This window comes from Sphingopyxis sp., from assembly GCF_035250425.1.
Classification (GTDB): Bacteria; Pseudomonadota; Alphaproteobacteria; order Sphingomonadales; family Sphingomonadaceae; genus Sphingopyxis.
This window is the reverse complement of the sequence record NZ_DATFFD010000158.1, coordinates 1-22,644: the sequence shown is the minus strand read 5'-3', so window position 1 is coordinate 22,644 and position 22,644 is coordinate 1. Positions and strand designations below refer to the sequence as shown.

General features: G+C 65.1%; 25 protein-coding genes. 10 read left to right on the top strand and 15 right to left on the bottom strand.

All coding sequences use genetic code 11. The annotated features are described in order from the left end of the window. Nucleotides 1-15: 15 nt before the first annotated feature. From VJ811_RS09380 to VJ811_RS09370, 3 genes are read right to left on the bottom strand one after another with little or no spacing between them, the layout of a single operon-like run. Nucleotides 16-1,410 carry a HAMP domain-containing sensor histidine kinase gene (locus VJ811_RS09380; protein ID WP_324072009.1) on the bottom strand — a complete coding sequence of 465 codons (1,395 nt, stop codon included), beginning with the start codon at nucleotides 1,408-1,410 and terminating at the stop codon, nucleotides 16-18. After that, nucleotides 1,403-2,302, bottom strand: coding sequence for a hypothetical protein (locus VJ811_RS09375; protein ID WP_324072008.1), 900 nt, complete (start codon nucleotides 2,300-2,302; stop codon nucleotides 1,403-1,405). Before VJ811_RS09375 ends, VJ811_RS09380 begins: the two co-directional genes overlap by 8 nt. A gap of 58 nt (nucleotides 2,303-2,360) precedes the next feature. Then, entirely contained in the window at nucleotides 2,361-3,575 is a 1,215-nt protein-coding gene (locus VJ811_RS09370) for a hypothetical protein (RefSeq protein WP_324072007.1), read from the bottom strand. Nucleotides 3,576-3,879: 304 nt separating this feature from the next. On the opposite strand from VJ811_RS09370, the gene gyrA reads away from it, so the two are divergent. After that, the gene (gyrA, locus tag VJ811_RS09365; protein WP_414711929.1) at nucleotides 3,880-6,558 is read left to right on the top strand and encodes a DNA gyrase subunit A; all 2,679 of its coding nucleotides are present in this window, start codon (nucleotides 3,880-3,882) and stop codon (nucleotides 6,556-6,558) included. Continuing rightward, entirely contained in the window at nucleotides 6,555-6,863 is a 309-nt protein-coding gene (locus VJ811_RS09360) for a DUF952 domain-containing protein (protein ID WP_324072005.1), read from the top strand. The genes gyrA and VJ811_RS09360 overlap by 4 nt, the downstream gene beginning before the upstream one ends. A gap of 180 nt (nucleotides 6,864-7,043) precedes the next feature. Here VJ811_RS09360 and VJ811_RS09355 read toward each other — a convergent pair whose 3' ends face one another. Next, on the bottom strand, nucleotides 7,044-7,595 hold the full coding sequence (locus VJ811_RS09355; protein ID WP_324072004.1) for a peroxiredoxin: 552 nt from the start codon (nucleotides 7,593-7,595) through the stop codon (nucleotides 7,044-7,046). Nucleotides 7,596-7,742: 147 nt separating this feature from the next. Between VJ811_RS09355 and VJ811_RS09350 the strand changes: the two genes are divergently transcribed. Both VJ811_RS09350 and VJ811_RS09345 read left to right on the top strand, forming a co-directional pair. Then, nucleotides 7,743-8,585, top strand: coding sequence for a TauD/TfdA family dioxygenase (locus VJ811_RS09350; RefSeq protein ID WP_324072003.1), 843 nt, complete (start codon nucleotides 7,743-7,745; stop codon nucleotides 8,583-8,585). A 51-nt stretch (nucleotides 8,586-8,636) separates the two neighbouring features. Beyond that, complete coding sequence (locus tag VJ811_RS09345; RefSeq protein WP_324072001.1) at nucleotides 8,637-9,113, top strand: host attachment family protein; 477 nt, start codon at nucleotides 8,637-8,639, stop codon at nucleotides 9,111-9,113. On the opposite strand, the gene VJ811_RS09340 is transcribed toward VJ811_RS09345, so the two are convergent. Then, nucleotides 9,114-9,779 carry a lysoplasmalogenase gene (locus VJ811_RS09340; RefSeq protein ID WP_324072000.1) on the bottom strand — a complete coding sequence of 222 codons (666 nt, stop codon included), beginning with the start codon at nucleotides 9,777-9,779 and terminating at the stop codon, nucleotides 9,114-9,116. Between the two features lie 75 nt (nucleotides 9,780-9,854). On the opposite strand from VJ811_RS09340, the gene trmFO reads away from it, so the two are divergent. Then, nucleotides 9,855-11,201, top strand: coding sequence for a methylenetetrahydrofolate--tRNA-(uracil(54)-C(5))-methyltransferase (FADH(2)-oxidizing) TrmFO (gene trmFO, locus VJ811_RS09335; RefSeq protein ID WP_324071999.1), 1,347 nt, complete (start codon nucleotides 9,855-9,857; stop codon nucleotides 11,199-11,201). A 144-nt stretch (nucleotides 11,202-11,345) separates the two neighbouring features. Here trmFO and VJ811_RS09330 read toward each other — a convergent pair whose 3' ends face one another. After that, nucleotides 11,346-11,813, bottom strand: a complete 468-nt coding sequence (locus VJ811_RS09330) for a hypothetical protein (protein ID WP_324071998.1) — start codon at nucleotides 11,811-11,813, stop codon at nucleotides 11,346-11,348. A gap of 137 nt (nucleotides 11,814-11,950) precedes the next feature. Between VJ811_RS09330 and VJ811_RS09325 the strand changes: the two genes are divergently transcribed. Continuing rightward, nucleotides 11,951-12,856 (top strand): hydrogen peroxide-inducible genes activator, encoded by a 906-nt coding sequence (locus VJ811_RS09325; RefSeq protein ID WP_324071996.1) that lies wholly within the window; start codon nucleotides 11,951-11,953, stop codon nucleotides 12,854-12,856. A 102-nt stretch (nucleotides 12,857-12,958) separates the two neighbouring features. Here VJ811_RS09325 and VJ811_RS09320 read toward each other — a convergent pair whose 3' ends face one another. Genes VJ811_RS09320 through pgsA form a run of 3 tightly spaced genes read right to left on the bottom strand, consistent with a single transcriptional unit; the run spans nucleotide 12,959 to nucleotide 14,233 of the window. Beyond that, nucleotides 12,959-13,399: a molybdenum cofactor biosynthesis protein MoaE gene (locus VJ811_RS09320; protein WP_324071995.1), complete on the bottom strand. Its 441-nt coding sequence runs from the start codon at nucleotides 13,397-13,399 to the stop codon at nucleotides 12,959-12,961. After that, nucleotides 13,396-13,653 carry a molybdopterin converting factor subunit 1 gene (moaD, locus tag VJ811_RS09315; protein WP_324071994.1) on the bottom strand — a complete coding sequence of 86 codons (258 nt, stop codon included), beginning with the start codon at nucleotides 13,651-13,653 and terminating at the stop codon, nucleotides 13,396-13,398. Before moaD ends, VJ811_RS09320 begins: the two co-directional genes overlap by 4 nt. A gap of 7 nt (nucleotides 13,654-13,660) precedes the next feature. After that, entirely contained in the window at nucleotides 13,661-14,233 is a 573-nt protein-coding gene (pgsA, locus tag VJ811_RS09310) for a CDP-diacylglycerol--glycerol-3-phosphate 3-phosphatidyltransferase (protein WP_324071993.1), read from the bottom strand. Between the two features lie 143 nt (nucleotides 14,234-14,376). Between pgsA and VJ811_RS09305 the strand changes: the two genes are divergently transcribed. Then, entirely contained in the window at nucleotides 14,377-15,672 is a 1,296-nt protein-coding gene (locus VJ811_RS09305; RefSeq protein ID WP_324071992.1) for an MFS transporter, read from the top strand. Nucleotides 15,673-15,678: 6 nt separating this feature from the next. Here the strand turns inward: VJ811_RS09305 and VJ811_RS09300 are convergent, their stop codons facing one another. The 3 genes from VJ811_RS09300 to nadC form a co-directional block, all read right to left on the bottom strand. Beyond that, a complete protein-coding gene (locus VJ811_RS09300) occupies nucleotides 15,679-15,903 on the bottom strand; it encodes a hypothetical protein (protein WP_324071991.1) in 225 nt (74 codons plus the stop codon). 94 nt (nucleotides 15,904-15,997) lie between these two features. Then, entirely contained in the window at nucleotides 15,998-16,708 is a 711-nt protein-coding gene (locus VJ811_RS09295) for a ribonuclease T2 family protein (RefSeq protein WP_324071990.1), read from the bottom strand. A gap of 118 nt (nucleotides 16,709-16,826) precedes the next feature. Next, complete coding sequence (gene nadC / locus VJ811_RS09290) at nucleotides 16,827-17,675, bottom strand: carboxylating nicotinate-nucleotide diphosphorylase (protein WP_324071989.1); 849 nt, start codon at nucleotides 17,673-17,675, stop codon at nucleotides 16,827-16,829. Between the two features lie 94 nt (nucleotides 17,676-17,769). On the opposite strand from nadC, the gene VJ811_RS09285 reads away from it, so the two are divergent. Beyond that, the gene (locus VJ811_RS09285) at nucleotides 17,770-18,906 is read left to right on the top strand and encodes a nitronate monooxygenase (protein ID WP_324071988.1); all 1,137 of its coding nucleotides are present in this window, start codon (nucleotides 17,770-17,772) and stop codon (nucleotides 18,904-18,906) included. An 87-nt stretch (nucleotides 18,907-18,993) separates the two neighbouring features. On the opposite strand, the gene VJ811_RS09280 is transcribed toward VJ811_RS09285, so the two are convergent. Further along, complete coding sequence (locus VJ811_RS09280) at nucleotides 18,994-19,440, bottom strand: peptidylprolyl isomerase (protein WP_137888389.1); 447 nt, start codon at nucleotides 19,438-19,440, stop codon at nucleotides 18,994-18,996. A 155-nt stretch (nucleotides 19,441-19,595) separates the two neighbouring features. Here VJ811_RS09280 and mgtE point away from each other — a divergent pair, with 155 nt between their 5' ends. Both mgtE and VJ811_RS09270 read left to right on the top strand, forming a co-directional pair. After that, entirely contained in the window at nucleotides 19,596-21,047 is a 1,452-nt protein-coding gene (mgtE, locus tag VJ811_RS09275) for a magnesium transporter (RefSeq protein WP_324071987.1), read from the top strand. A gap of 222 nt (nucleotides 21,048-21,269) precedes the next feature. After that, nucleotides 21,270-21,398, top strand: coding sequence for an entericidin A/B family lipoprotein (locus VJ811_RS09270; RefSeq protein WP_324071986.1), 129 nt, complete (start codon nucleotides 21,270-21,272; stop codon nucleotides 21,396-21,398). 15 nt (nucleotides 21,399-21,413) lie between these two features. Here the strand turns inward: VJ811_RS09270 and tatC are convergent, their stop codons facing one another. Both tatC and tatB read right to left on the bottom strand, forming a co-directional pair. Next, nucleotides 21,414-22,169 carry a twin-arginine translocase subunit TatC gene (gene tatC / locus VJ811_RS09265; RefSeq protein WP_324072010.1) on the bottom strand — a complete coding sequence of 252 codons (756 nt, stop codon included), beginning with the start codon at nucleotides 22,167-22,169 and terminating at the stop codon, nucleotides 21,414-21,416. A gap of 41 nt (nucleotides 22,170-22,210) precedes the next feature. Next, nucleotides 22,211-22,624 (bottom strand): Sec-independent protein translocase protein TatB, encoded by a 414-nt coding sequence (tatB, locus tag VJ811_RS09260; protein WP_324071985.1) that lies wholly within the window; start codon nucleotides 22,622-22,624, stop codon nucleotides 22,211-22,213. Nucleotides 22,625-22,644 lie beyond the last annotated feature (20 nt).

The window sequence follows — 22,644 nt, the reverse complement described above, 5'->3', positions numbered from 1 at the left end:
CCGTAGGACACGGGCTTACGACCGGTTGCTGACGTCCCTTGTATCGTCATCCCGCACCGGCAGGCTCAAGGTGAACCGCGCTCCCTGCCCCGGCGCGCTGTCGACGGTCAGGTCGCCGTCCATCGCACGCGCCAGACGGCGCGCGATATAGAGGCCCAGTCCCGATCCGCCGCTGTCGGTGCGCCCGAGCCGCTCGAACTTTTCGAACACCACCGCCTGCTGCTCGGCGTCGATGCCCTGCCCCTGGTCGGCGACGGTCACCGTCGCGCGGCCTTCTTCGCGGTCGACGCGAATCCATATCTGCGAATTGTCGGGCGAGTAACGGATCGCGTTGCCGAGCAGGTTGAGCAGCACCTGCAGAACGCGACGAAACTCGCCATAGGCCGGCGCCCGGTCGTCGGTGCGCGGCGCGTCGATGCGGATGCCCTTTTCCTCGGCCTTCATCCCGAGCAGGCCGACCGCGCGCCGCGCCAGATCGCCCAAGTCGATTTCGTCGGCCGCCGCCTTGAACCCGGGGCGTTCGATATTCTGAAGGTCGGCAAGATCGTCGACAAGGCCGAGCAGGTGCCGCCCCGCATGCGCGATATCGCCGGCATAGCGAGCATAATCGGCGCGGATCGGGCCGTCGAATTGCCCCGAAATCGTCTCCGCCGTCGCGATGATCCGGCTCAGCGGGCCGCGCAGCGCGCCGTCGATGCGGCGGCCGAACTGCGGATCGGACAGCGGGAGCGATCCGAACGCCGGATCGACGAGCGTTCCGCCGCCCTTCGGCTCGGCGGGCTCCTGATCTTCGGCGACGGCCGCAAGCCCGCGAAAACCCGTGAAACGCCCCGTGGCGTCGAACAAGGCTTCGCCCGACAAGGTCATCGCGATACCCGCCGCCTGCACGCGTTGGCTTTCAAAGCGCGACTGGCGTGCCAGCGCGCGCAAGACCGGAAATCGCCCGTCTTCGTCGGGCTGGAGCTCGAACAGCTCCGACAGCGAGCGGCCTTCCCAACCATCGGGAATGGCGGGCGCATCGGGCGCGGCGTGCAACGCGACCAGGCGCAGCTGCTGGTCGCATTCCCACGTCCAGCTTTGCGGTACGGCGGCGCTGTCGGCAATCACGGGCACCTGCGGCTGCATCAACGGGCGCGTACGCCAGTCGCTGATCTCGAGGCTGACGCCGTCGGCGTCGGGCGTGATGCGGACGAGCGCGTGGATGTCGCTATGGTCGTCCGCGGCATATAGCGGCCGGCTGATATCGCGGTGAAGCCGCTGCGCCAGCGCGACGAGGCGCGCAAGGTGCGGCAGCGCGAGCGGCTTGTCGAGCCCCGCGCCCGCACGCTGCTGCAAGCGCAACAACGGCGCATCGGCGCTGACCAGCACCCCCGACCGGTCGATCCGGCCCCGGATGATGCGCTCACTCATCGTTGCTCACGTCGGCGACCGCGCGCGCGGGCAGCATCACCAGCGACGCCTCGAGCGGCGCCAGCGCCGCGTGATCGAGGCGCAGCGGCGCGAGCAGCGAAGGCAGCGCGGCGGCTTCGGCGGTCAGGAGCGTCATCGCCATATCGTCATAGGCGCGGCGGTGCGCCGAAGCGGCGAGCGCGATCAGCGTCGGCCAATTGTGGCGCGCGATCGCCGCGGCGGCCGCGCCGGGCAACGCCGCACCCAAAATCTCGTAATAAGCCTGTCCCGCATGCGCCATCCCGGTTTCGTCGGCCTGCCGTTCGATCGCGACGCGCACCGCGTCGCCCAGGTCGGCGGCGCGGCGCTTGTCCCCGCTCACCTCGTCCAGCCGCCACGCGGCGATATCGAGCAGCAGGGTGCGGAAGATTTCGCCATCGAGATCGGCGATCGCAAGCGCGGGATTACCCAGCGCGTCGAAGCGGCGGCGGTCGGCGATCTGCAGCGTCAGATAGGCGCGATCGATACCGGATAGCGGCACGCTCTCCGCCGGCGCGTCGGCGTGGGCTGTTTCGGGTTCGGATAGCACCGGTGGCGGGCTGGTTCGTTGCCCCGATTGCTCGCGCCAGCGATGCTCCTCGGCGCGCGCGAAACAAATGCCCGCGAGCCGCGCCGCGCACGGCAGTCCGCCGCGCAGCCACTCGTTCCACAGGAGACCCGAATCGATACGGGGATCGAGCCTTGCCGCGACATCGACGACCAGCCGGCGCGCAACCCCTAGCGACAGCGCACGCTGCTCCTCGGTCAGCCGCCCGGCAGCGGGCGCCGCCAGATAACCCGCCAGCTCGCGCAGGCGCGCCGACAGCGTCGGCGACGGCGGATCGATGCCGGGAGAGGAGACGGATTCACTCATGCGCATCCGCCAATAACAGCATGGCGTTAATAGGCCTTAAACCTTCAAGGCCATTGTTCTAGCGCCCTTCCGGGCGCCGCGCGAGCCGCAGCCAGAGCAATATCTGGAGCAGCGCGAGCAGCGGCATGATCGCGAACATCAACGGCGCGAACCCGAACAACAGCGCGGGCGCGAGCATGATCCACGCCTGATCGGCGTCGGGCAGCAGCCAGTGGAACCGGCGGCGCTCGCCCGAATCCTCGTAAAGCCAGCGCGCGAGCAGGATGGTTGCGGCGAGACACGGCGCCAGTGCGGCCTCGGCAAACAGCGGCATCTTGTGCGCCGGACCGGCGAGCGACAAGAGCCACGGAAAAATGGCGAGCAGCACCCACGCAAAGGTACGGATCACCTCGCGCGTCCGGTCCTGCGCCGCGCTTTCGGCGCGAAAGGCCGACAGGAAACGCATCGCCGCAAGCCCCAGCCCGCCGAAGATCGCCACCAGCGCTCCCGCCGCAGCGAGTCCGGTCGCCGCCAGTAACCCGACGATCACCCACAGCACCGCGGTGACATAGGGCAGATAGCGCGCGGTGGCGGGCGATTTGACCAGCAAGGGTCCGGCAAGCCGGATCAGCGGCATCATGATCGCCGAACGGCCGAGCCCCATGCCGCCATATTCGACCTGTTGCAGGCTCGACTGTTCGATCAGCGCCGCGGTGGGGCGATCAGCGACGATCGCGATATCGCCCTGTTCGAACAGCGCGGGCTCGCAGTAAAGCCGCCGTGCGCCCGATTGCACCGCGAGGCGCAGCAGCGTCAGCATCATGTCCCACTCGCCGGGCATCGCGGCGAGTTCGGCGACCATCGGTTCCGAAATGCACGCGAGCCCGCCCCAGCGGCGGGTCGCGTCGATGCGCTCGAACCCCTGCGTCAGCGGCGTATCGCCGGTCACGAGGATCGCCGGCGATCCGGGCCGGGCGATCGCCGCATAATGCGTCCCGCCGGCGCGCAGGCCGTCGGCGACCAGGATGATGCGATCATCGGCCTCGACCAGTCCCATCAGGTCGGCAGCGGCCCGGACCGCCGTCACCTTCAGCCCGCGGCGCCGGATGCGGTCGCATGTTGCCAGCAATTCGGCGGGGACCGCGCCGACCGCAACCGCGATATGCGTCACGCCGACATCGGAAAGACGCGCCGCCTGCCGTTCGATCAGCGTCTCGCCCGCCACCGTGACGAGCGCGCGGAGCGACCCGTCGGCCAGCGTTTCGCTGGCGCCGACCAGCGCAATCAGGGCCATCGGCGCCGGGGGTATTGAACAGCGGTCATCGGCGCGCAGCTTTAGGGACGACGAAGCGATTGGCAAGCCCCGCGATGGAACCCGATGACGCCACGCCTTCACCCCTTTTTCCCGCACTTTACGCGCCATTTCTGTGAGCAAAAAAATGCTGGAAAAATGACCGAATCGCTGGCCTTTCCACCCACCATCGGCTAGGAAAAAATCATCTCCCGAAAAGCAGAAAAAAGGCCGGGTCTTGACCGAAGAAAATACGCCTACGCCGCCGTCCGAGGATGGCGTTTCGCCGATCAACATCGTCGACGAAATGAAGACGTCGTACCTCGATTACGCGATGAGCGTGATCGTCAGCCGTGCCCTGCCCGACGTGCGCGACGGGCTGAAGCCGGTGCATCGCCGCATCCTTTATGCGGCGCAGGAAGGCGGCTTCATCCCGGGCCGCCCGTACAAGAAATCGGCGAAGATCGTCGGCGACGTGATGGGTAACTATCACCCGCACGGCGACAGCGCGATCTATGACGCGCTCGCCCGCATGACGCAGGACTGGTCGCTGCGCGTGCCGCTAATCGACGGTCAGGGCAATTTCGGCTCGATGGACCCCGATCCGCCGGCGTCGATGCGATACACCGAAGCACGCCTCGCCAAGACCGCGATGGTGCTGCTGAACGATCTCGATAAGGACACTGTCGACTTCCAGCCGAACTATGACGCGAGCCGCGAGGAGCCGACGGTGCTCCCGGCGCGCTTCCCGAACCTGCTCGTCAACGGCGCCGGCGGCATCGCAGTCGGCATGGCGACCAATATCCCGCCGCATAACCTCGGCGAAATCATCGACGCGACGCTCGCGATGATCGACCGCCAGCTCGAAGGCGGCGAACCCGTCACGCTCGAGGAATTGATGGCGATCGTCCCCGGTCCCGATTTCCCGACCGGCGCGATGATGCTCGGCCAGGGCGGCGCGCGCAACGCCTATGCCACGGGCCGCGGCTCGATCATGATGCGCGCGACGCACATCATCGAGGAAGGCCGGAACGACCGCCAATCGATTGTTCTGACGTCGATTCCTTTCCAGGTCGGCAAGTCGGGTCTCGTCGAGAAAATCGCCGAAGCGGCACGCGACAAGCGTATCGAGGGCGTCGCCGACATTCGCGACGAATCGAACCGCGAGGGTGTGCGCGTCGTCATCGAACTGAAGCGCGACGCGACCGCCGAGGTCGTGCTCAACCAGCTGTGGCGCCACACCCCGGCGCAGTCGAGCTTCCCCGCGAACATGCTCGCGATCCGCGGCGGACGCCCCGAAATGATGGGGCTGAAGGATATTCTTTCGGCCTTCATCACCTTCCGCGAGGAAGTGATCACCCGCCGCTGCAAGTTCGAACTCGCCAAGGCGCGCGACCGTGCGCACATCTTGCTCGGCCTCGTCGTCGCGGTCAGCAATCTCGACGAAGTCGTCCGCATCATCCGCGGCTCGAACTCCCCCGCCGCCGCCCGCGAAGCCCTGCTCGCGCGCGAGTGGCCGATCGGCGAAATCGCCCCCTATATCCGCCTCGTCGAAGCGATCGAGGGCGAGATGGAGGAAAGCGCCACCTACCGCCTGTCCGAAATCCAGGTGAAGGCGATCCTCGACCTGCGCCTCCACCGCCTGACCGCGCTTGGCCGCGATGAAATCGGCAAGGAACTCGGTGAGTTGGCGACCGAGATTGAGGAATTGCTTTCGATCCTCGCCGACCGCGTCAAACTCTATGGCGTGATGCGCGAAGAGCTGGTCGCGGTGCGCGAGGAATTCGCGACCCCGCGCCGCACGCTGCTCGCTCCCGCCGCCGACGGCATCGACGACGAGGATCTGATCGAGCGCGAGGAGATGGTCGTCACCGTCACTCTCGACGGCTATATCAAGCGCACGCCGCTCGACACCTTCCGTGCCCAGCGCCGCGGCGGCAAAGGCCGCGCCGGCATGGCGACGAAGGACGAGGATGTCGTCACCGAGCTGTTCGTCACCTCGACGCATACGCCGGTGCTCTTCTTCTCGACCGCGGGCAAGGTGTACCGCATGAAGGTGTGGCGCCTGCCCGAAGGCGGGCCGGCGACGCGCGGCCGCCCGATGATCAACCTGCTGCCGCTCGCGCAGGGCGAGACGATCTCGACCGTGCTCCCGCTTCCCGAGGATGAGACCGAATGGGGCAAATTGCACGTCATGTTCGCAACCGCGAAGGGCAGCGTGCGTCGTAACAGCATGGACGCTTTCACGAACGTGCCCTCGAACGGCAAGATCGCGATGAAGTTCGAGGGCGAGAACGAGGACGATCGCCTGATCGGCGTCGCCTTGCTCGACGAAAGCGACGATGTCCTGCTCGCAACGCGCCAGGGCAAGGCGATCCGCTTTGCCGGCGACGACGTCCGCGAATTCCAGAGCCGTAATTCGACCGGCGTGCGCGGCATGCGCCTCGCCGAGGGCGACGAGGTGATTTCGCTCTCGATCCTGCACCGTGTCGGCACCAGCGGCGACGAACGCGAAGCCTATCTGCGCGCCGCGCCGTGGAAAGATAATGAGAACGAACCGACGCTCGATGGCGAGCGCATGGCAGAACTCGCCGCGCGCGAACAGTTCATCCTGACCATCTGCGCCAACGGCTATGGCAAATTGTCATCGGCCTATGAATATCGGCGCACAGGCCGCGGCGGTCAGGGCATCACCAATATCGACAATATCGCGCGCAACGGCCTTGTCGTCGCCAGCTTCCCCGCCACCAAGGTGCATCAGCTGATGCTGGTCACCGACCAGGCGAAGTTGATCCGCATGGGCCTCGATTCGATGCGCGTCATCGGGCGCGGTTCGGCGGGCGTACGCCTGTTCGACGTCGCCAAGGACGAGCATGTCGTCTCGGCGGCGTTGATCGAGGAAAGCGACGAGGAAGAGGTCGAAGGCGCCGAAGGCGAAGCAGCGGCACCCGAGGCCGAGACCCCGACCGAGGCGGCGCCCGAATGACCGCCGCGACGGCCTTTAAAGTGCTGACGCAGCAGCAATGGGCCGATTTCGAACGCGAACGCGTGTTCCGCGGCGCACCGGTGGATATCGCCGATGGCTATATCCACCTGTCGACCTCGGAGCAGCTTGAAACGACAATCGCCAAATATTTCGCCGGAGAAAGCTGCCTGATGATCGCCGAAGTGGACCTGCTCCAGCTCGGCGACGCGGTCCGCTGGGAACCGGCGCGCGGCGGTGAACTGTTCCCGCACATTTATGCCGAGCTGCCGATGCATGCGGTGGTTGGGTTGCAGAAACGCGACTAGGATCAGGATCTATCGATTTGGCGATCGGCGTATCGGAGGCGTCGGAAAAGCCGCATTTCCCTTGTTTCGTCATCCCGGCGGAGGGTGTTCAAAGGCGCGTGACTCTGAAACATGATCTCACCCCATCGGAGTGGCGCACCGGCGAGATCCCGGCCTCCGCCGGGATGACGATGGAATTAACTAGTAGCGCTGCCGGGCCTTCCACGCGCGAACCGCGGCCATCGTCTTTTCGACATGCGCCTGCGGCTTGCTGTCGGTGTAGCTCAGCAGGATCGTCCCGTTCGGCGCGATCACATAGGATGTCCGGTTGGAGAGCGCCGTGCCGTCGGGGCGCCGCATCGTTGAATCATATTTTGCCGCGACCTTCGCACCCGGATCGGCGGCGACGGCGAATTTGTCGCGGCATTCGGATTTCGAAAATTCGGCGACGCGCTCGATATTGCCGGCGGTGACGCCGACGACGCGCGCGCCCAGCCGGTTGAAATCGTCACTCGCCTCGGCGAACAGATGCGCTTCCATCGTGCAGCCCGGCGTAAAGGCCGCAGGGAAGAAATAGAGCACAACCGGCCCCTTCTTCAATGCCTGCTTCAATGACAGGACGAAAGGTTTGCCGCCCTGCGCGGCGTTCAGCGAGAAGTCCGGCGCCTTCGCGCCCTGCTGAAGGGCGGCGATGCCCTGTGCCGGAATGGCCGCGAGCGAGAGGCCAAGGCCAAACGGCATCGCAATCTTCATCAGGGTCTTCATCTGTGCTTCTCCAGCTTGGGCAAAACGCTGCTAGCGGCTCAGGATGATGGATAAAGGCCGCGGCGTCTACACCGATCGCCCGCCTGATCGCCGCGCCCAATTGACCCCGCGTCCGGATCGGCGCAGCATTGCGGCATGACGCTTACCATTATCCCCAGCGGTCAGGCGTGCGGCGCGCATGTGACCGGTGTCGACCTGACGCAGCCGCTCACCCCCGAAACCATAGCCGAGATCCGTTCGGCGTGGCTCGACCATCATGTCCTGGCATTTCCCGGTCAGAAGATGAACGAGGACGATCTCGAGCGTTTCACCGGCTATTTCGGCGGTTTCGGCGACGACCCGTTCATCCGCCCGATCCCGGGCCACGAGCATATCATCGCCGTGAAGCGAAAGGCCGACGAGACCGCACCGCTCTTCGCCGAAAACTGGCACAGCGACTGGAGCTTTCAGGCGCGGCCACCTGCGGGCACCTGCCTGTTCGGGATCACTATCCCGCCGGTCGGCGGCAACACCGAATTTTCGAACCAGCATGCCGCGCTCGACGCGATGCCCGCCGACCTTCGCGCGCGCATCGAGGGGCTGCAGGCGATCCACAGCGCGCGCGCCGGTTACGCGCCCTCGGGCATGTATGGTGCGAACGACAAGGATCGGAGCATGGACATTCGTTCGGGCGAGGAGGCGCTCGACACGCAGCTTCATCCGTTCGTCCGCGCACACCCCGAAACGGGTCGCTTGGGGCTATTCGGCTGCGCGGGCTATATCATCGGCTTCGACGGGCTCGACGATAGCGAAGGCCTGCCGCTCCTGTATGAAATGATCCAGTGGCAGGGGCGCGAGGAATTTCGTTACAGTCACGTATGGGAACCCGACATGCTGATCATGTGGGACAATCGCTCGGTGCTTCATCGCGCGACCGGGGGCTATGACGGCTACGACCGCTTGCTCCACCGCACGACGATCGCGGCGTGGGACGGATAGCGAAACCTCGGCGATAGCCCGTGCGTTGCTTACCGCAGAAGGAGCAACATCATGACTCTCGCCCCCAACACCCTCGTCCCCAATACTCTCGTCGTCGTCGCCGATGGCCGAAAGGCTCTGTTCCTGCGCAATCAAGGCGACGCGCGGCAGATCGACCTGCGCACGACATCGCATCAGGAACGCGAGGACCGCAAAGACAGCGACATCAAGACCGACGCCTCGGGCCAATCGCCCGCCCCCGCGGGCACCGGCCTTGCCGGCGGCACGATGGGCGAACCCGATTTCCACCAGCAGGAGGAAGACCGCTTCGCGCGCAACCTTGCCGAAAAGATCAACGCAATGGCGCTTGCAGGCAAGTTCGACGCGCTGGTCGTGATCGCGCCCGCGCGCACGATGGGCGAACTGCGCCCGCTCTGGCACAAGGAGGTGCGCGCCCGCCTCGTCGGCGAGCATGTCAAGGCGATGACCGATCGCCCGGTCTCGGACATCGAGGCGCTGCTCGTCGGCGAGGCAGCGCCGCCTTCCTGATCAGGTGCGGGCTTCCTTCGCGAGGGTACTGACCACGCCCCATGCGATGAGCGCCTGCCCCGCGAAATAGAGCGGCCAGACGAGCCACATCGTGACGTCCCTGGATAGCACCCCGCCCTCGCCCGCAAAGATGAAGAGATCACTCGCCAGGAACATCATCGCCCCGATCCCGGTGCGATAACGCGGAAAGCGGCTGGTCCAAGCGGCCGCCGCCATCGCGGCGACGAACAGCGAATAGACCGCTGCGTGCCACCAGCCCGGCGCGGGACTCAGCATGCCCCAGACGATCGCCAGCGTCGCGGGCATGGTCAGCCAGCCCAGCAGCCGCTGCGACGGCGTCATCTGCGCCCGCCGATTGGTCAGATAGAGGATGATGGCGATCAGATGCCCCACCGCGAACGCCAACGCGCCCACAATAAGCCCCTTCGCATCGAGCAGATAATCGCCGAGCGCGCCGAAACCGAGCACGGCCGCGATCAGCCAGCCGTTCTTCTCGCGTGCATTCGCCGCCGCCCAAGCCGCCAGCAAACCGACGCCACTCGTCTTCCACGCCCAGATCGCGGGACCATCGAGCCGCAAATACACCGCAACGAAAAAGCTGATTCCTCCGGCGAGCACCGCCAGCCACAGCCACCGTGCCCGATCCCAGTCCTGCTCCCCGCTCATCGTCGCTCCCTTTGCATCTTGTCGCCAACCGGCCTAGTGCGCGGCGCACGCAGGGCAAGTCAACGGATACGGTAAATGACATACGACATTCACATCATCGGCGGCGGCCTCGCCGGATCCGAAGCGGCATGGCAGCTCGCCGAGGCGGGTTTTCGCGTCCGCCTGTCCGAAATGCGCGGCGGCGGCGACATGACGCCGGCGCATCAGGGCGACGCGCTCGCCGAAATGGTCTGCTCGAACAGCTTTCGCAGCGACGATGGCGACAGCAACGCGGTCGGCCTGCTTCACCGGGAAATGCGGACGCTCGGTTCGATCATCATGCGCGAGGCCGATGTGCATAAGGTGCCCGCAGGATCGGCACTCGCGGTCGATCGCGACCTGTTCTCGGGCGGCGTCACGCACGCGCTCGAAAGCCATCCCAACATCACCATCGTCCGCGAACGTATCGACACGCTACCTTCGGAAGGCCTGACGATCGTCGCCACCGGCCCGCTGACCGCGGCGGGCCTCGCCTCGAGCATCGGCGCCGCGACCGGCAAGGACGCCCTCGCCTTCTTCGACGCCATCGCCCCGATCGTCTACCGCGACAGCATCGACATGGACGTCGCGTGGATGGCGAGCCGCTGGGACAAGGTCGGGCCGATCGGCGACGGCAAGGATTATATCAACTGCCCGATGGACAAGGACCAGTATCACGCCTTCGTTCAGGGCTTGGTCGATGGCGACAAGACCGAGTTCAAGGATTGGGAGAAAGACACGCCTTACTTCGAAGGCTGCATGCCGATCGAGGTGATGGCCGAGCGCGGCGCTGAAACTTTGCGCTTCGGCCCCATGAAAGGCGTCGGCCTCGACAATCCGCGCACCGGGCGCTGGCCCTATGCGGTCGTCCAGCTGCGTCAGGACAATGCGCTCGGCACGCTTTGGAATATGGTCGGTTTCCAGACCAAGCTGAAGCACGCCGCGCAGGTCGAATTGTTCCGTACCATTCCCGGGCTCGAAAAGGCCGAATTCGCGCGCCTCGGCGGTCTCCACCGCAACAGCTTCATCCGCTCGCCCGAACTGCTTGACGCACAGCTTCGCCTCAAATCGGCGCCGCACATCCGCTTCGCGGGGCAGATCACCGGCTGCGAAGGCTATGTCGAGAGCGCCGCGATCGGGCTGATCGCTGCGCGCTTTGCCGCTGCCGAGCTTGCGGGCCGCGACCTCGCACCCCCGCCGCCCGAAACCGCGCTCGGCGCGCTGCTCGGCCATATCACCGGCGGCGCCGATGCCGCGAGCTACCAGCCGATGAACGTCAACTTCGGCCTTTTCCCGCCGCTCGCCGAGGATGTGCGCAAGAAGGATCGCAAGCTGGGGTATACGGCAAGGGCGGGTTTGGCGCTGGCGGAGTGGGCGAAAGTCGCCGACGGGGTAGCGGCCTGAAGATCCTCCCCATCGCGAAGCGTTGGGGAGGGGGACCGTCGCCGCAGGCGGTGGTGGAGGGGTTCCGACGCCGCGCGCTTACCCCTCCGTCAGCGGCTACGCCGCTGCCACCTCCCCTTGGCTTCGCCATGGGGAGGATCGTTCTCAACAGCTACATTTCGCCTTAACCGCCTGCTTCGGCGCCGTTGTCGCAAACTCGACGCGGGTCAGGTCACCCGACTTGTCGCCATCGGCCCCTGCGAAACGCTGCCCCGTCGCCGCGGCCCATTCCTCGAAGGTCAGCAGATTATTGCCGTCCTTGTCGAGCTTGCGAAAGGCCGCGGTGCGCGAGGACATCAGCTCGACGCGGCTGATCCGGTCGTTGCGGTCGCGGTCGAAGCGGTTGAAACGCCGCTCCTCGCGCGACGCTTCCTTGGCGGCGGGCAGCGCCGGGGGTGCGGGGCCGCGCTTGGGCGCCCCCGCCGCGGCGACCGGAATTGCGGGCAAGGCGGGCGGCGGATCGGGCAATAGCTCTTCCTCGGCGATCTGCGTATAGCCCTTCCACATGAAGAGCCCGCCGGTCAGCAACAGCGCGCTTGCGACGCCGCCAATCAGAAAACGGGAAATTGCCATACGCCCCTCCGCGCCGGTTGATCGGCGATAACTATCATGACGGCGCGGAAAACGGCAACAGACGCCGCCATTATGGCCGCGAATTTTTAATCGGCAAACTTGTTCAAAATCCGCTCGATCATTGCTACGTTCGATCAATGCACAATTACCTCCCCTCGCTGAAACAGATGCAATATCTCGTCGCGCTCCACGAACACGGCCATTTCGGCCGCGCCGCCGACGGCTGCAACGTCACCCAGTCGACGCTGTCAGCCGGGATTCGCGAACTCGAAACTTTGCTCGGCCAGACGCTCGTCGAACGCACCCGCCGCGTCGTCCGCTTCACCGGGCTCGGCAACGCGATCGTCGAAAAGGCGCACCGCGTGCTGCGCGAGGCCGAGGAACTCGCCGACATGGCCGCCGCCGCTGCTGCGCCGCTGGTCGGCGAACTGCGCATGAGCGTCATCCCGACGATCGCGCCGTTCCTGCTCCCCGGTCTGTTGCCGCGGCTCCGCAAGGAACGCCCGTCGCTCAAGCTTTTCCTGCGCGAGGAACCGAGCGCGCAGGCGTGCGAATCGCTGCACCACGGCACCGTCGATTGCGTGCTGCTCGCGCTCCCCTATGCCTGCGGCGACGTCGAGGCCGAAAATCTGTTCGACGACGCTTTGTTCGTCGCGTTCCCCGGTGACCAGTCGGAGGATCTGCCCGCCATGGTCAGCGCCGACCAGATCGACCCGTCGCAGATGCTGATGCTGGAAGACGGGCACTGTCTGAAGGACCATGTCCTCGCCGCGTGCAACCGGCCCGAACTGCGCGCCGGCGCGCGGATGATGGGGACGTCGCTGCACACGCTGGTGCAGATGGTGGACAACGGGCTCGGCATCACGATGTTGCCGCAAATGGCGATCGAGGCCGGCATCCTCGACCACACCGATATCGACACTCGCCCGCTCGATTCGGACCATGACTGGCGCACGATCGCGCTGGTATGGCGCAAGGGCAGCCCGCGCGCCGACGAATTCCGGATGCTCGCGGACATTTTTCGCAAACATCAGGGGGATTAAGGCCAACCAAACCCGTTCGTGTCGAGCGAAGTCGAGACGCCCAGCGGATAGCGCGTGACCGATGGGCATCTCGACTTCGCTCGACACGAACGGAAATTGAAGTCAGCTCCACCGCTCCGCCCGCGCCTCATCCCCCTCGCGCGGCTCGACCCACTGGACGCGCCCGTCGCCGAACGTCTCGCGCTTCCACAACATGACATCGGTTTTCAGGCGGTCGATCAGAAACTCGCACGCCGCCAGCGCCTCGGCGCGGTGCGGGCTGCTGGTGAGAACAAACACGATCGTCTCGCCCGGCACCATCGCGCCGACGCGGTGGATCAGGGTCAGCGCCGAAAGCTGCCAGCGATCGGCCGCGGCATGCGCCAGATCGGCCAGCCCCGCCGCGGTCATCGCGGGATGATGGTCGAGGAACAGTTCGGTCAGGTCGCCGTCGCCGCGCACCCGCCCGATAAAACTGGCGCTCGCGCCATGTCCGCCCGCATCGTGCAGGTCGAGTTCGGCGGCAATGTCGATCGCCGCCGGCTGAACCGCGACGCGGATCATCCGCCCGTCACCGGTGGAAACAGCGCGACCTCGCGCGCCCCGGCAAGCGGCGCGTCGAGACCCATCATCACGCCGTCGATTGCGGCGCGGATGCGCTGCGGTTCGGCAAAAGCGACCTGTCCGCGCGCATCGCGCGCCGCCAGCCATGCGACCAGCGCGCCGACATGCGTGACGTCCGCGGGGAGGTCGACCGTCTCGTCGGCCATTCCCATGCGCTCGCGCACCCAGGCGAAATAGGCGATCTCCAGCGACATCCGATGTTCAATCCATATGCTTCAGGCCGACACGCAGATAGTCCCAGCCGGTAATCAGCGTAAGCACCGCGGCGCCCCAGAGCGAAGCGAGCCCGACGGTCTTGATCCACACCATTTCGGGCAACGCCCCTGCCAGGATCAGCGCGCCGAACGCGACGAGCTGAAACGTCGTCTTCCATTTGGCGAGCTGCGTCACCGGCATCGATACCTGCAAGGTCGCGAGGAATTCGCGCAGGCCCGATACGATGATCTCGCGCAGCAGGATCATCAGCGCGGCGATGACATGATAGCCGGCGATGTCGCGGGTGAAGACCAGCAGCAGGATTACCGCCGCGATCATGATCTTGTCGGCGATCGGGTCGAGAAAAGCCCCCAGCCGCGACACGATCCCGCGCGAACGCGCAACATAACCGTCAAAATAATCGGTAATGCCCATCAGGCAGTACAGGCCAAAGGCGAGCGCATAGTCGATCGGCTTCGGCTGGTGCGACCCTTCGACCACCCCGGGCCACAGCAGGAACAGCAAGATCGGCACCGCCAGGATACGCGATAATGTCAGGATGTTAGGAAGGCTGAGCATGACCTCTGATTCCCGCCGGAACGGCGCGCTTGTAACAAAATGACCTTTGACCCCATTCGCCCTAGCCGATAAGCCCCCGGGGCGACAACCGAATTGCCCGCAATCGCGTGGTATCGAACGATGAAGAAAAGATTGGACCACGCATGACCGGCACCTTCGCGCTGTTGAAGCAACGCCGGTTCCTACCTCTTTTCGTCACCCAGCTCCTCGGCGCCTTTAACGACAATCTGTTCAAGAACGCGATGGTGCTGTTCGTCGTTTACGGCGTGTTTAACGACGAAGCGTCCGAAACATTGTTCAGCGCGGTCGCAACCGGCCTGTTCATCCTGCCCTTCTTCCTGCTCTCGGCGCTCGCCGGGCAACTCGCCGACACGCGCGACAAGGCGCGGATCATCCGCATCGTCAAATTCTGCGAAATATTGATCATGCTCGTCGGCGGCGCCGGGCTGGTGCTCGCGTGGCTGGGTTTCGCGGTCCACCTGATCGCGATCCCGCTGATGATGCTCGCGCTGTTCGCGATGGGCATCCACTCGACCTTTTTCGGCCCGATCAAATATGCGATCCTGCCGCAGCATCTGAAAAGCGACGAAGTCCTAGCGGGCACCGGGCTGGTCGAGGCGGGAACCTATATCGCGATCCTCGCCGGCACGATCCTCGCCGGGATCATCGACGTCGAATGGGCCGCGCTCGGCGTCGTGCTCGTCGCCGCGATCGGTTATTGGACCGGTCGAAAGGTGCCGCCCGCCCCGCCCGAACATGAAGAAGCGGGCATCGACTGGCATATCGTCCGCTCGTCGATCACGCTCGTCCGCGGCACGATGCACATCCCGCGCCTCTATCTCGCGATCCTGTCGATCAGCTTTTTCTGGACGATCGGCGCCGTGCTGTTCATCCAGTTCCCGCCGCTGGTGAAAAATATCCTGCACGCCGACAAAAGCGTCGCCAGCCTTTTCCTCGCGATCTTCTCGATCGGTATCGCGATCGGCTCGGTCGCGGTGAACCGGTTGCTGAAGGGGCAGGTATCGGCGCGATACAGCCCCGCGAGCGTCATCGTCATGGGCGTATTCGTCGTCGCCTTCTATTGGGTCTGCCGTAACTGGGAACATGACCCCTCGGGCGCGATGTACGGCATCAGTGGATTTTTGAACCACGCCGACGTCTATCCGCTTCTGCTCAGCCTGCTCGGCATCGCGATCAGCGGCGGTATGTTCGTCGTGCCGCTCTACGCCTTCCTCACGACAACCGTGCCCAAGGATCAGACCGCACGCACCGTCGCCGCGAACAATATCGTCAATTCGGGCGCGATGGTCGCGGGATCGCTGCTCGCGATGGGCCTGGGCTTCGCCGGCGTCGGCGTCGTCGATCAGTTGCTGATGAGCGCCGCGATGTGTCTGGTATCGGCGTGGCTCGCGCAGAAGCTGCACCGCGCCTGCGATTGATCGAATTTAGAGCAGAAACATCATCGTCGCGGTAAAGAAGATCGCGAAGCTCTGAAGAAACAAGCGGAAATCATTGGCCGAAAAGATCGTGACGGGCTCACGATGTGCTGCCAGCGCTGCGCGGAGCTCACCCTGCCAGTCGGCCGGCGCGCTGAGCCGTGCGATGACCAGCTGCCGCTTGCCATGATCGCGAACGCGGCCACGAATATCGATTTGATCGTCCGAGTCCATGCAGGCGAAGCTAGGACCATGTTAACGAGTCGATAAGGTTAAAAGAGAGTTAACGCGGCGCCGTCCCGCACTGGCACGCTTTGCCGGATTCGGCTTAATGCGCGGGCATCGGTCGAACGCGGATCTGGCGGCCGTCTTTCGCCCCCGCCTGAAATGGCTTGCACCTTGTCGGCTTCATGCGCGGCCCCAGGCACAGCCGCACCTCGTCGAGCCATCCCTGCCGGTCAACCGACACGGCGATCATCGGCGCGGTCACCCCCGGATTGACCGCGGAAAAGGCGCGGCGAACGCTGGCAGCGGTTTGCGGTTTTGCGGCGAGCGCCCCCATGTCGGGGAAACGCACCGCCCGGAAAAGCATTTCCGCCGAGCGAAAATAGGCCGTCGGGTTCGGGCTCATGCAGGTGCCGTGTTTCGCCCATTCGTGCTGGAGCAGCTGTGCCGACGGGGTCATGCACATATGCTTTTTCAGCACCGGCTGCGGGACGATCTTCGCCGGGCGGCACCATTGCGGATAGCCCGGCTTATCGGTTTCGGGCCACAGCCCGTGCAGCACCCAGCCGAAACGGCCGTACTCGCCCGAACATTGAAAGCGGTCGCGCGCATCGCGCGGACCCTGCACATCGGCGCAATGCTGCGGCGACCAGCTCATGGCTAACAGATAACCGGTGATTTGGGGGTTGCGCACGGGTTCGCCGCGTTTGGGCTGTTCGAGGCGCGGGACAGGGATACGGTCGGGCGCCGAACAGGCCAAGGATTGCGCCTGCACCGCGACCGGCATCAGCGCCAGCATCAGGCCACCGATCAATAACGACCGTCGCTCCCGCGCAGGGCGCGCAGAGGCACGTGACTCTGTACGCGGCCGCTGGAGTGATAGCGCAAGGCCGATGGCGGCCCCCGCCTGGGCGGGAGCGACGGCTTGAATCTCAAGCCAGCGCAAAATCGAGCCCGATGTCCGCCGCGGGCGCCGACTGCGTCAGCCGTCCGACCGAAACATAGGTCACGCCCGTCTCGCCAATCGCGCGGATCGTGTCGAGCCGTACCCCGCCCGACGCCTCGGTCGGCACCTTGCCGCCAACGATCGCGACCGACGCGCGCAGGTCATCGAGACCCATATTATCGAGCAACAGATGCGTCGCCCCGGCCCCCAGCGCGGGTTCGACCTGCGCGACCCGGTCGACTTCGACGATGATGCTGGCGATTCCGGCGGCGACCGCACGGCGAACCGCCTCCTCGACCGAACCCGCGACAGCGACATGATTGTCCTTGATCATCGCCGCGTCCCACAGGCCCATGCGATGATTGGTCGCACCGCCCATGCGCGTCGCATATTTCTCCAGCACGCGCAGGCCCGGGATCGTCTTGCGCGTATCGAGCAAGATCGCGCCCGTTCCGGCGAGCGCGTCGACATATTGGCGCGTCATCGTTGCGATGCCCGACAGATGCTGCACGGTGTTGAGCGCCGACCGTTCGGCGGTCAGCAGCGCGCGCGCATTGCCCGACAGGCGCATCAGGTCGCTTCCGGACGCGACCTGCGCGCCCTCCTCGACCAATATCTCGATCTCCATGGCTGGTTCGAGCGCCCGAAAGAATCGCTCGGCAATCGGCAGCCCCGCGACGGTAATCGCATCGCGGCTGTCCATCACGCCGCCAAAGCGCGCGTCGGCCGGAATCGTCGCCATCGAGGTAATATCGCCCCCGCTCCCCAAATCCTCGGCCAGCGTGGCGCGAACAAAGGCATCGAGGTCGAAATCGGGCAAGGAAAATTGGGTCATGCACCTGCGATAATCCGCCCGCCCAGCAAATCAACTTGACGTTTACGTCAACTGGCGCTGACATGGGTGCAAATAGACAAATGGAGAGATCCCCATGCAATCCCCGATCTGCGCGATGCTCGGCATCGAATTTCCGCTGCTCGCCTTCTCGCACTGCCGCGATGTCGTCGTCGCGGTGTCGAAAGCCGGCGGCATGGGCGTGTTCGGCGCCGCCGCGCTGCCCCCCGAGCGACTTGAGGAAGAGCTCGCGTGGATCGACGAGCATATTGGCGGGCGCCCTTATGGCGTCGACCTGATCGTCCCCAACAGCTTCGTCGGCAAGGGTGAGGAACCTTCCTCCGCCATCGCGAAAGTGCCCGAGACGCATCTGAACTTTGCCGCCGGCTTGCTCGAAAAACATGGTGTCGATCCCGCGGGCTTGTCCGAGGCGATGGCGGGGCGGCAGAGTTTCGGCGACAACATGCACGAGGACGGCGCCGCCAAGTTGCTCGAGGTCGCGTTCCGCCACCCGATCGCGCTGATCGCCAACGCGCTCGGCGTGCCCCCGCCGTTGATGCTGGAGCTCGGCAAGCGCCACGGCGTGCCCGTCGCGGCGCTCGTAGGGACGCGCGATCATGCGCTGATGCAGGTCCGCGCCGGGGTCGATATCCTCGTCGTCGCGGGGGGCGAAGCCGGCGGACATTGCGGCGAAGTCGCAACGATGGTGCTGGTGCCCGAAGTCGCAGCGGCGGTCGAAGCCGTCGGCGCCGACACGCCGATCCTCGCCGCGGGCGGCATCGTCACCGGGCGCCAGATGGCGGCGGCAATGGCGATGGGCGCGCATGGCGCCTGGACCGGATCGGTGTGGCTCACCACCGCCGAGGCCGAAACCAATCCGGTCGTGAAGGAAAAGATGCTCGCGGCGTCGTCGCGCGACACGGTGCGTTCGAAGAGCCGCACCGGCAAACCCTCGCGCCAGCTCCGCTCGCCATGGACCGACGCATGGGAGGCCGAAGACGCGCCGAAACCGCTACCGATGCCGCTGCAATCGCTGGTCAGCGAACCCGCGCTGCGCAAGGTCGATAAATTGTCCGAGGGCGGCCATGAAGGCGCAAAGGCGCTCGCGACCTATTGGGTCGGTCAGGGCGTGGGCCTGATGAACGAGGCGATGGGCGCCGGGCAGGTCGTGCAGGAGTTCAAGCAGGACTGGATCGCCGCGTGCCAGCGGCTCAACGGCTTTATCGGCGACTAATAAACGTCACCCCCGCGAAGGCGGGGGCCGCTGGCAACCTTGCACAAGGCCGATAGCGGCCCCCGCCTACGCGGGGGCGACGAGATATTAAGAAACGGTCGCCTTGACGATCTTGCCGGGCTCGCGCGGCGGCTCGCCCTTGGGCAGCGCGTCGACATTGTCCATGCCTTCGATCACTTCGCCCCACACGGTATACTGCTTGTCGAGGAAGCGCGCGTCGTCGAAGCAGATGAAGAACTGGCTGTTCGCGCTGTTCGGGTTCTGCGCGCGCGCCATCGAACAGACGCCGCGGACGTGCGGTTCGCTGCTGAACTCCTGCGGCAGGTCGGGAAGCTCGCTGCCGCCCATGCCGGTGCCCGTCGGGTCGCCGCCCTGCGCCATGAAGCCCGGAATCACGCGGTGGAACACGACCCCGTCGTAGAAGCCTTCGCTGGCAAGACCAGTGATGCGCTCGACATGCTGCGGCGCAAGGTCGGGACGGAGGCGGATGACAACATCGCCGGTCGACAGCGAAAGGGTGAGAGTGTCGGACATGGTAGAACTCCTGCGGTTATGTTGGCGGTCCCATAGCCGGGGCGGCGCCCAAAGCCACGCATTAAATCGCGAAAAGGCGTTCGCGGCGTTGCTATCCGCGGGCCGCAGCACTAGGGGAAAGCTCGGACGCCGCAACTGCCAGGGAGGACCGCGCGATGGACAAACGCGAAGAATCCTTGCCGCCGGACGATGTTGCCATCACCGACGATCGCGACCGCGAACAGCCGGTACGCGAAACCGACACCGAACTCGACGAGGACGACCGGCTGAAGCCCGAATTCGTGCGCGACGTCATCGAGCTGGCCGAAGCCGGCGAAGGCGAAGCCGCGCGCGAACGGATCGGCCGCCTGCACCCCGCCGACATCGCCGACCTGTTCGAACTGGCGCGCGCCGACGAGCGGCCGATGCTCGCCGCGGTGCTCGGCGACATGCTGTCCGCCGACGTGCTGGCGGAAATGAACGATTATGTCCGCGAGGAGCTGATCGATCTTCTCGCGCCCGAACAAGTGGCCGAACTCGCGTCCGAACTCGATACCGACGACGCCGTCGCGATCATCGAGGATATGGAGGAGGACGAGCAGCAGGCCGTCCTCCAGGCGATGGAACCCGAGGATCGCGCCGCGATCGAGGACGCCCTTTCCTTCCCCGAGGAATCCGCCGGGCGCCTGATGCAGCGCGATCTGGTCGCGGTGCCCGAGCATGTCAGCGTCGGCGACGTGATCGACCGGCTGCGCGAAGATACCGACCTGACCAGCGATTTTTGGGAAATCTACGTCGTCGACCCGCGGCACCGCCCGGTCGGCACCTGCCAATTGAGCTGGATCCTCCGCACCCCGCGCGACATCGCGATCAGCGACGTGATGAAACGCGAGCAGACGCTGATCCCGGTCGATATGGACCAGGAAGAGGTCGCGCTGCGCTTCCAGAAATATGCGCTGATCTCCGCGGCGGTCGTCGACAAGGGCGGGCGGCTCGTCGGCATGATCACGGTCGATGACGTCGTCCACATCATTCAGGAAGAGGCGGGCGAGGACATATTGCGCCTGTCGGGCGCCGGCGATGGCGACATCAACGAACCGATCCGCGAGACATACAGCGCGCGGGTGCGCTGGCTGATCGCCAATCTCGGCACTGCGCTCGTCGCCTCGTCAATCGTCGCAATATTCGGCGGCGCGATCGAGCATATGGTCGCGCTCGCGGCGCTGATGCCGATCGTCGCGGGCGTCGGCGGCAACGCGGGAACGCAGACGCTGGCGGTCACCGTGCGCGCGCTCGCAATGAACCAGCTTACCGATTCCAACAGCTGGCGCGCGATCTGGCGTGAAATGAAGATCGCGCTGCTCAACGGCGGCACGATCGCGCTGATCGCAGGAACCGCGACCGCGCTATGGTTCGGCAATCCGCAGCTTGGCGCAGTCATCGCGGCGGCTATGGTAGTGAACATATTTGTGGCGGGCGTGGCCGGGGTGGCGATCCCCTTGCTGCTCGACCGGCTCGACCAGGATCCCGCCGTCGCGAGTTCGATCTTCGTCACGATGACGACCGATTCCATGGGATTTTTGGCGTTCCTGGGCCTCGCGGTGCTCAGCGGGCTGACCACGCTATGAAGGCAAGTTACTGAAATCCAAGCGATTCAAAAAGCTCCGAAAAAAAATTCATTGCTGCGATTTTTTTTCGGAACTTATCCGCCGCTTTGGTCGTTTCTCATTTTGAGCAGCGGTCATCGCCCCCCCGCAGCGCTGCTCAGCAACATTGGCCCGGCCCGCATTCCCTCCCCCCCCTCGAAAGCGTGCCGGGCCATTTTGCATCCCATCCTGATGAGGTGAAGAATGTCGAGTGTGCGTGTTATCCTTCTGTCCCTGCTTGCCAGCTTTCTGGTCGCTGGCTGCAACACGGTGAAGGGAGTCGGCCGGGATATAGAATCGGTCGGCGAAGCTGGCAGCGACGCCATTCACTGATTCGGAAAACTTACCCTAAGCCTCTTCGAGAGGCTCGACAGGCGCCTCTTCGGCGCCTGTTTTGCGTCGGCGCTGGGTGAACCAGATCGCGAGCAGCGACATTTCGTAAAGGAACACCAGCGGCACCGCGAGCAAGAGCTGGCTCAGGATGTCGGGCGGGGTGAACACCGCGGCGATCGCAAAGGCAGCGACGATCATATAGCGGCGCGCCGACACCAGTTGCTCGCGCGTGACCAGTCCCGACCGCTCGATCAGCATCAGCAGGATCGGCAGCAGAAACGCGATGCCGAACGCCATGATGAACTGCATCGTAAAGCTCAGATAATTCCCGACCGAAGGCAGCGCTTCCTGCGTGATTCCGCCGACATTGCCCTGATATCCCAGCAGGAATTTGAGCGCGATCGGGATGGTGATGAAATAGGCGAAGCTGGCGCCGATCGCGAACAGGACAGGAGTCGCGAGCAGGAAGGGCAACAGCGCGCGCTTTTCCTGCTTGAACAGCCCCGGCGCGACGAATTTCCACAGCTGGTTCGCGATTACCGGAAAGGCGATCATCATCGCTGCGAACAGCGCGACCTTGATCTCGACGAAAAACGCCTCGAACAGTTGGGTATAGATCAGCTTCCCCTGCCCCGCCCGAACGAGCGGCTGAACAAGAATGCCGAAAATCGGCTTCGCAAAATAGAGGCACACGCCAAAGGCGAGGCCGATCGCGATCAGCGATTTCAGCAAACGCGAACGCAGTTCGATCAGATGATCGAGCAGCGGCATTTTGCCGCCGGCGCCATCCTCGTCCGTCGTCGTCTCTTCGGTCACGGCAGCGGGCCGTCCTTTGGCGGTATAGCGTGCGTTTCGGGCGGGTTGGCCGCCGCGGCCCCGTCGATCTCAGCCTCTGTTACCGGTTCGGTCTTCGCCGGTTCGGTCTTCGCCGGTTCGGTCGTTGATGCATCCGCCGAAGGCGTCGCGGGCGATGCGTTCACATCGTCGATGCGCGGAAATTCGCGCATGATCGCGTCATTCTGCTCGCGCCACTGCTTTTCAAGTTCTTCGAGTTCGGCTTCGCGCATCATCGTGTCGAGCCCGGAGCGGAAATGGCGCGCCATGCCGCGCGCCTTTGCCATCCATTTGCCGACAAAGCGCATCGCCTTGGGCAGATCCTTGGGGCCGATAACCACCAAGGCCACCACCACGACGAGCAGCAACTCGGTGGGCGCGACGTCAAACATGACCTAAAACTTCCCCCGCA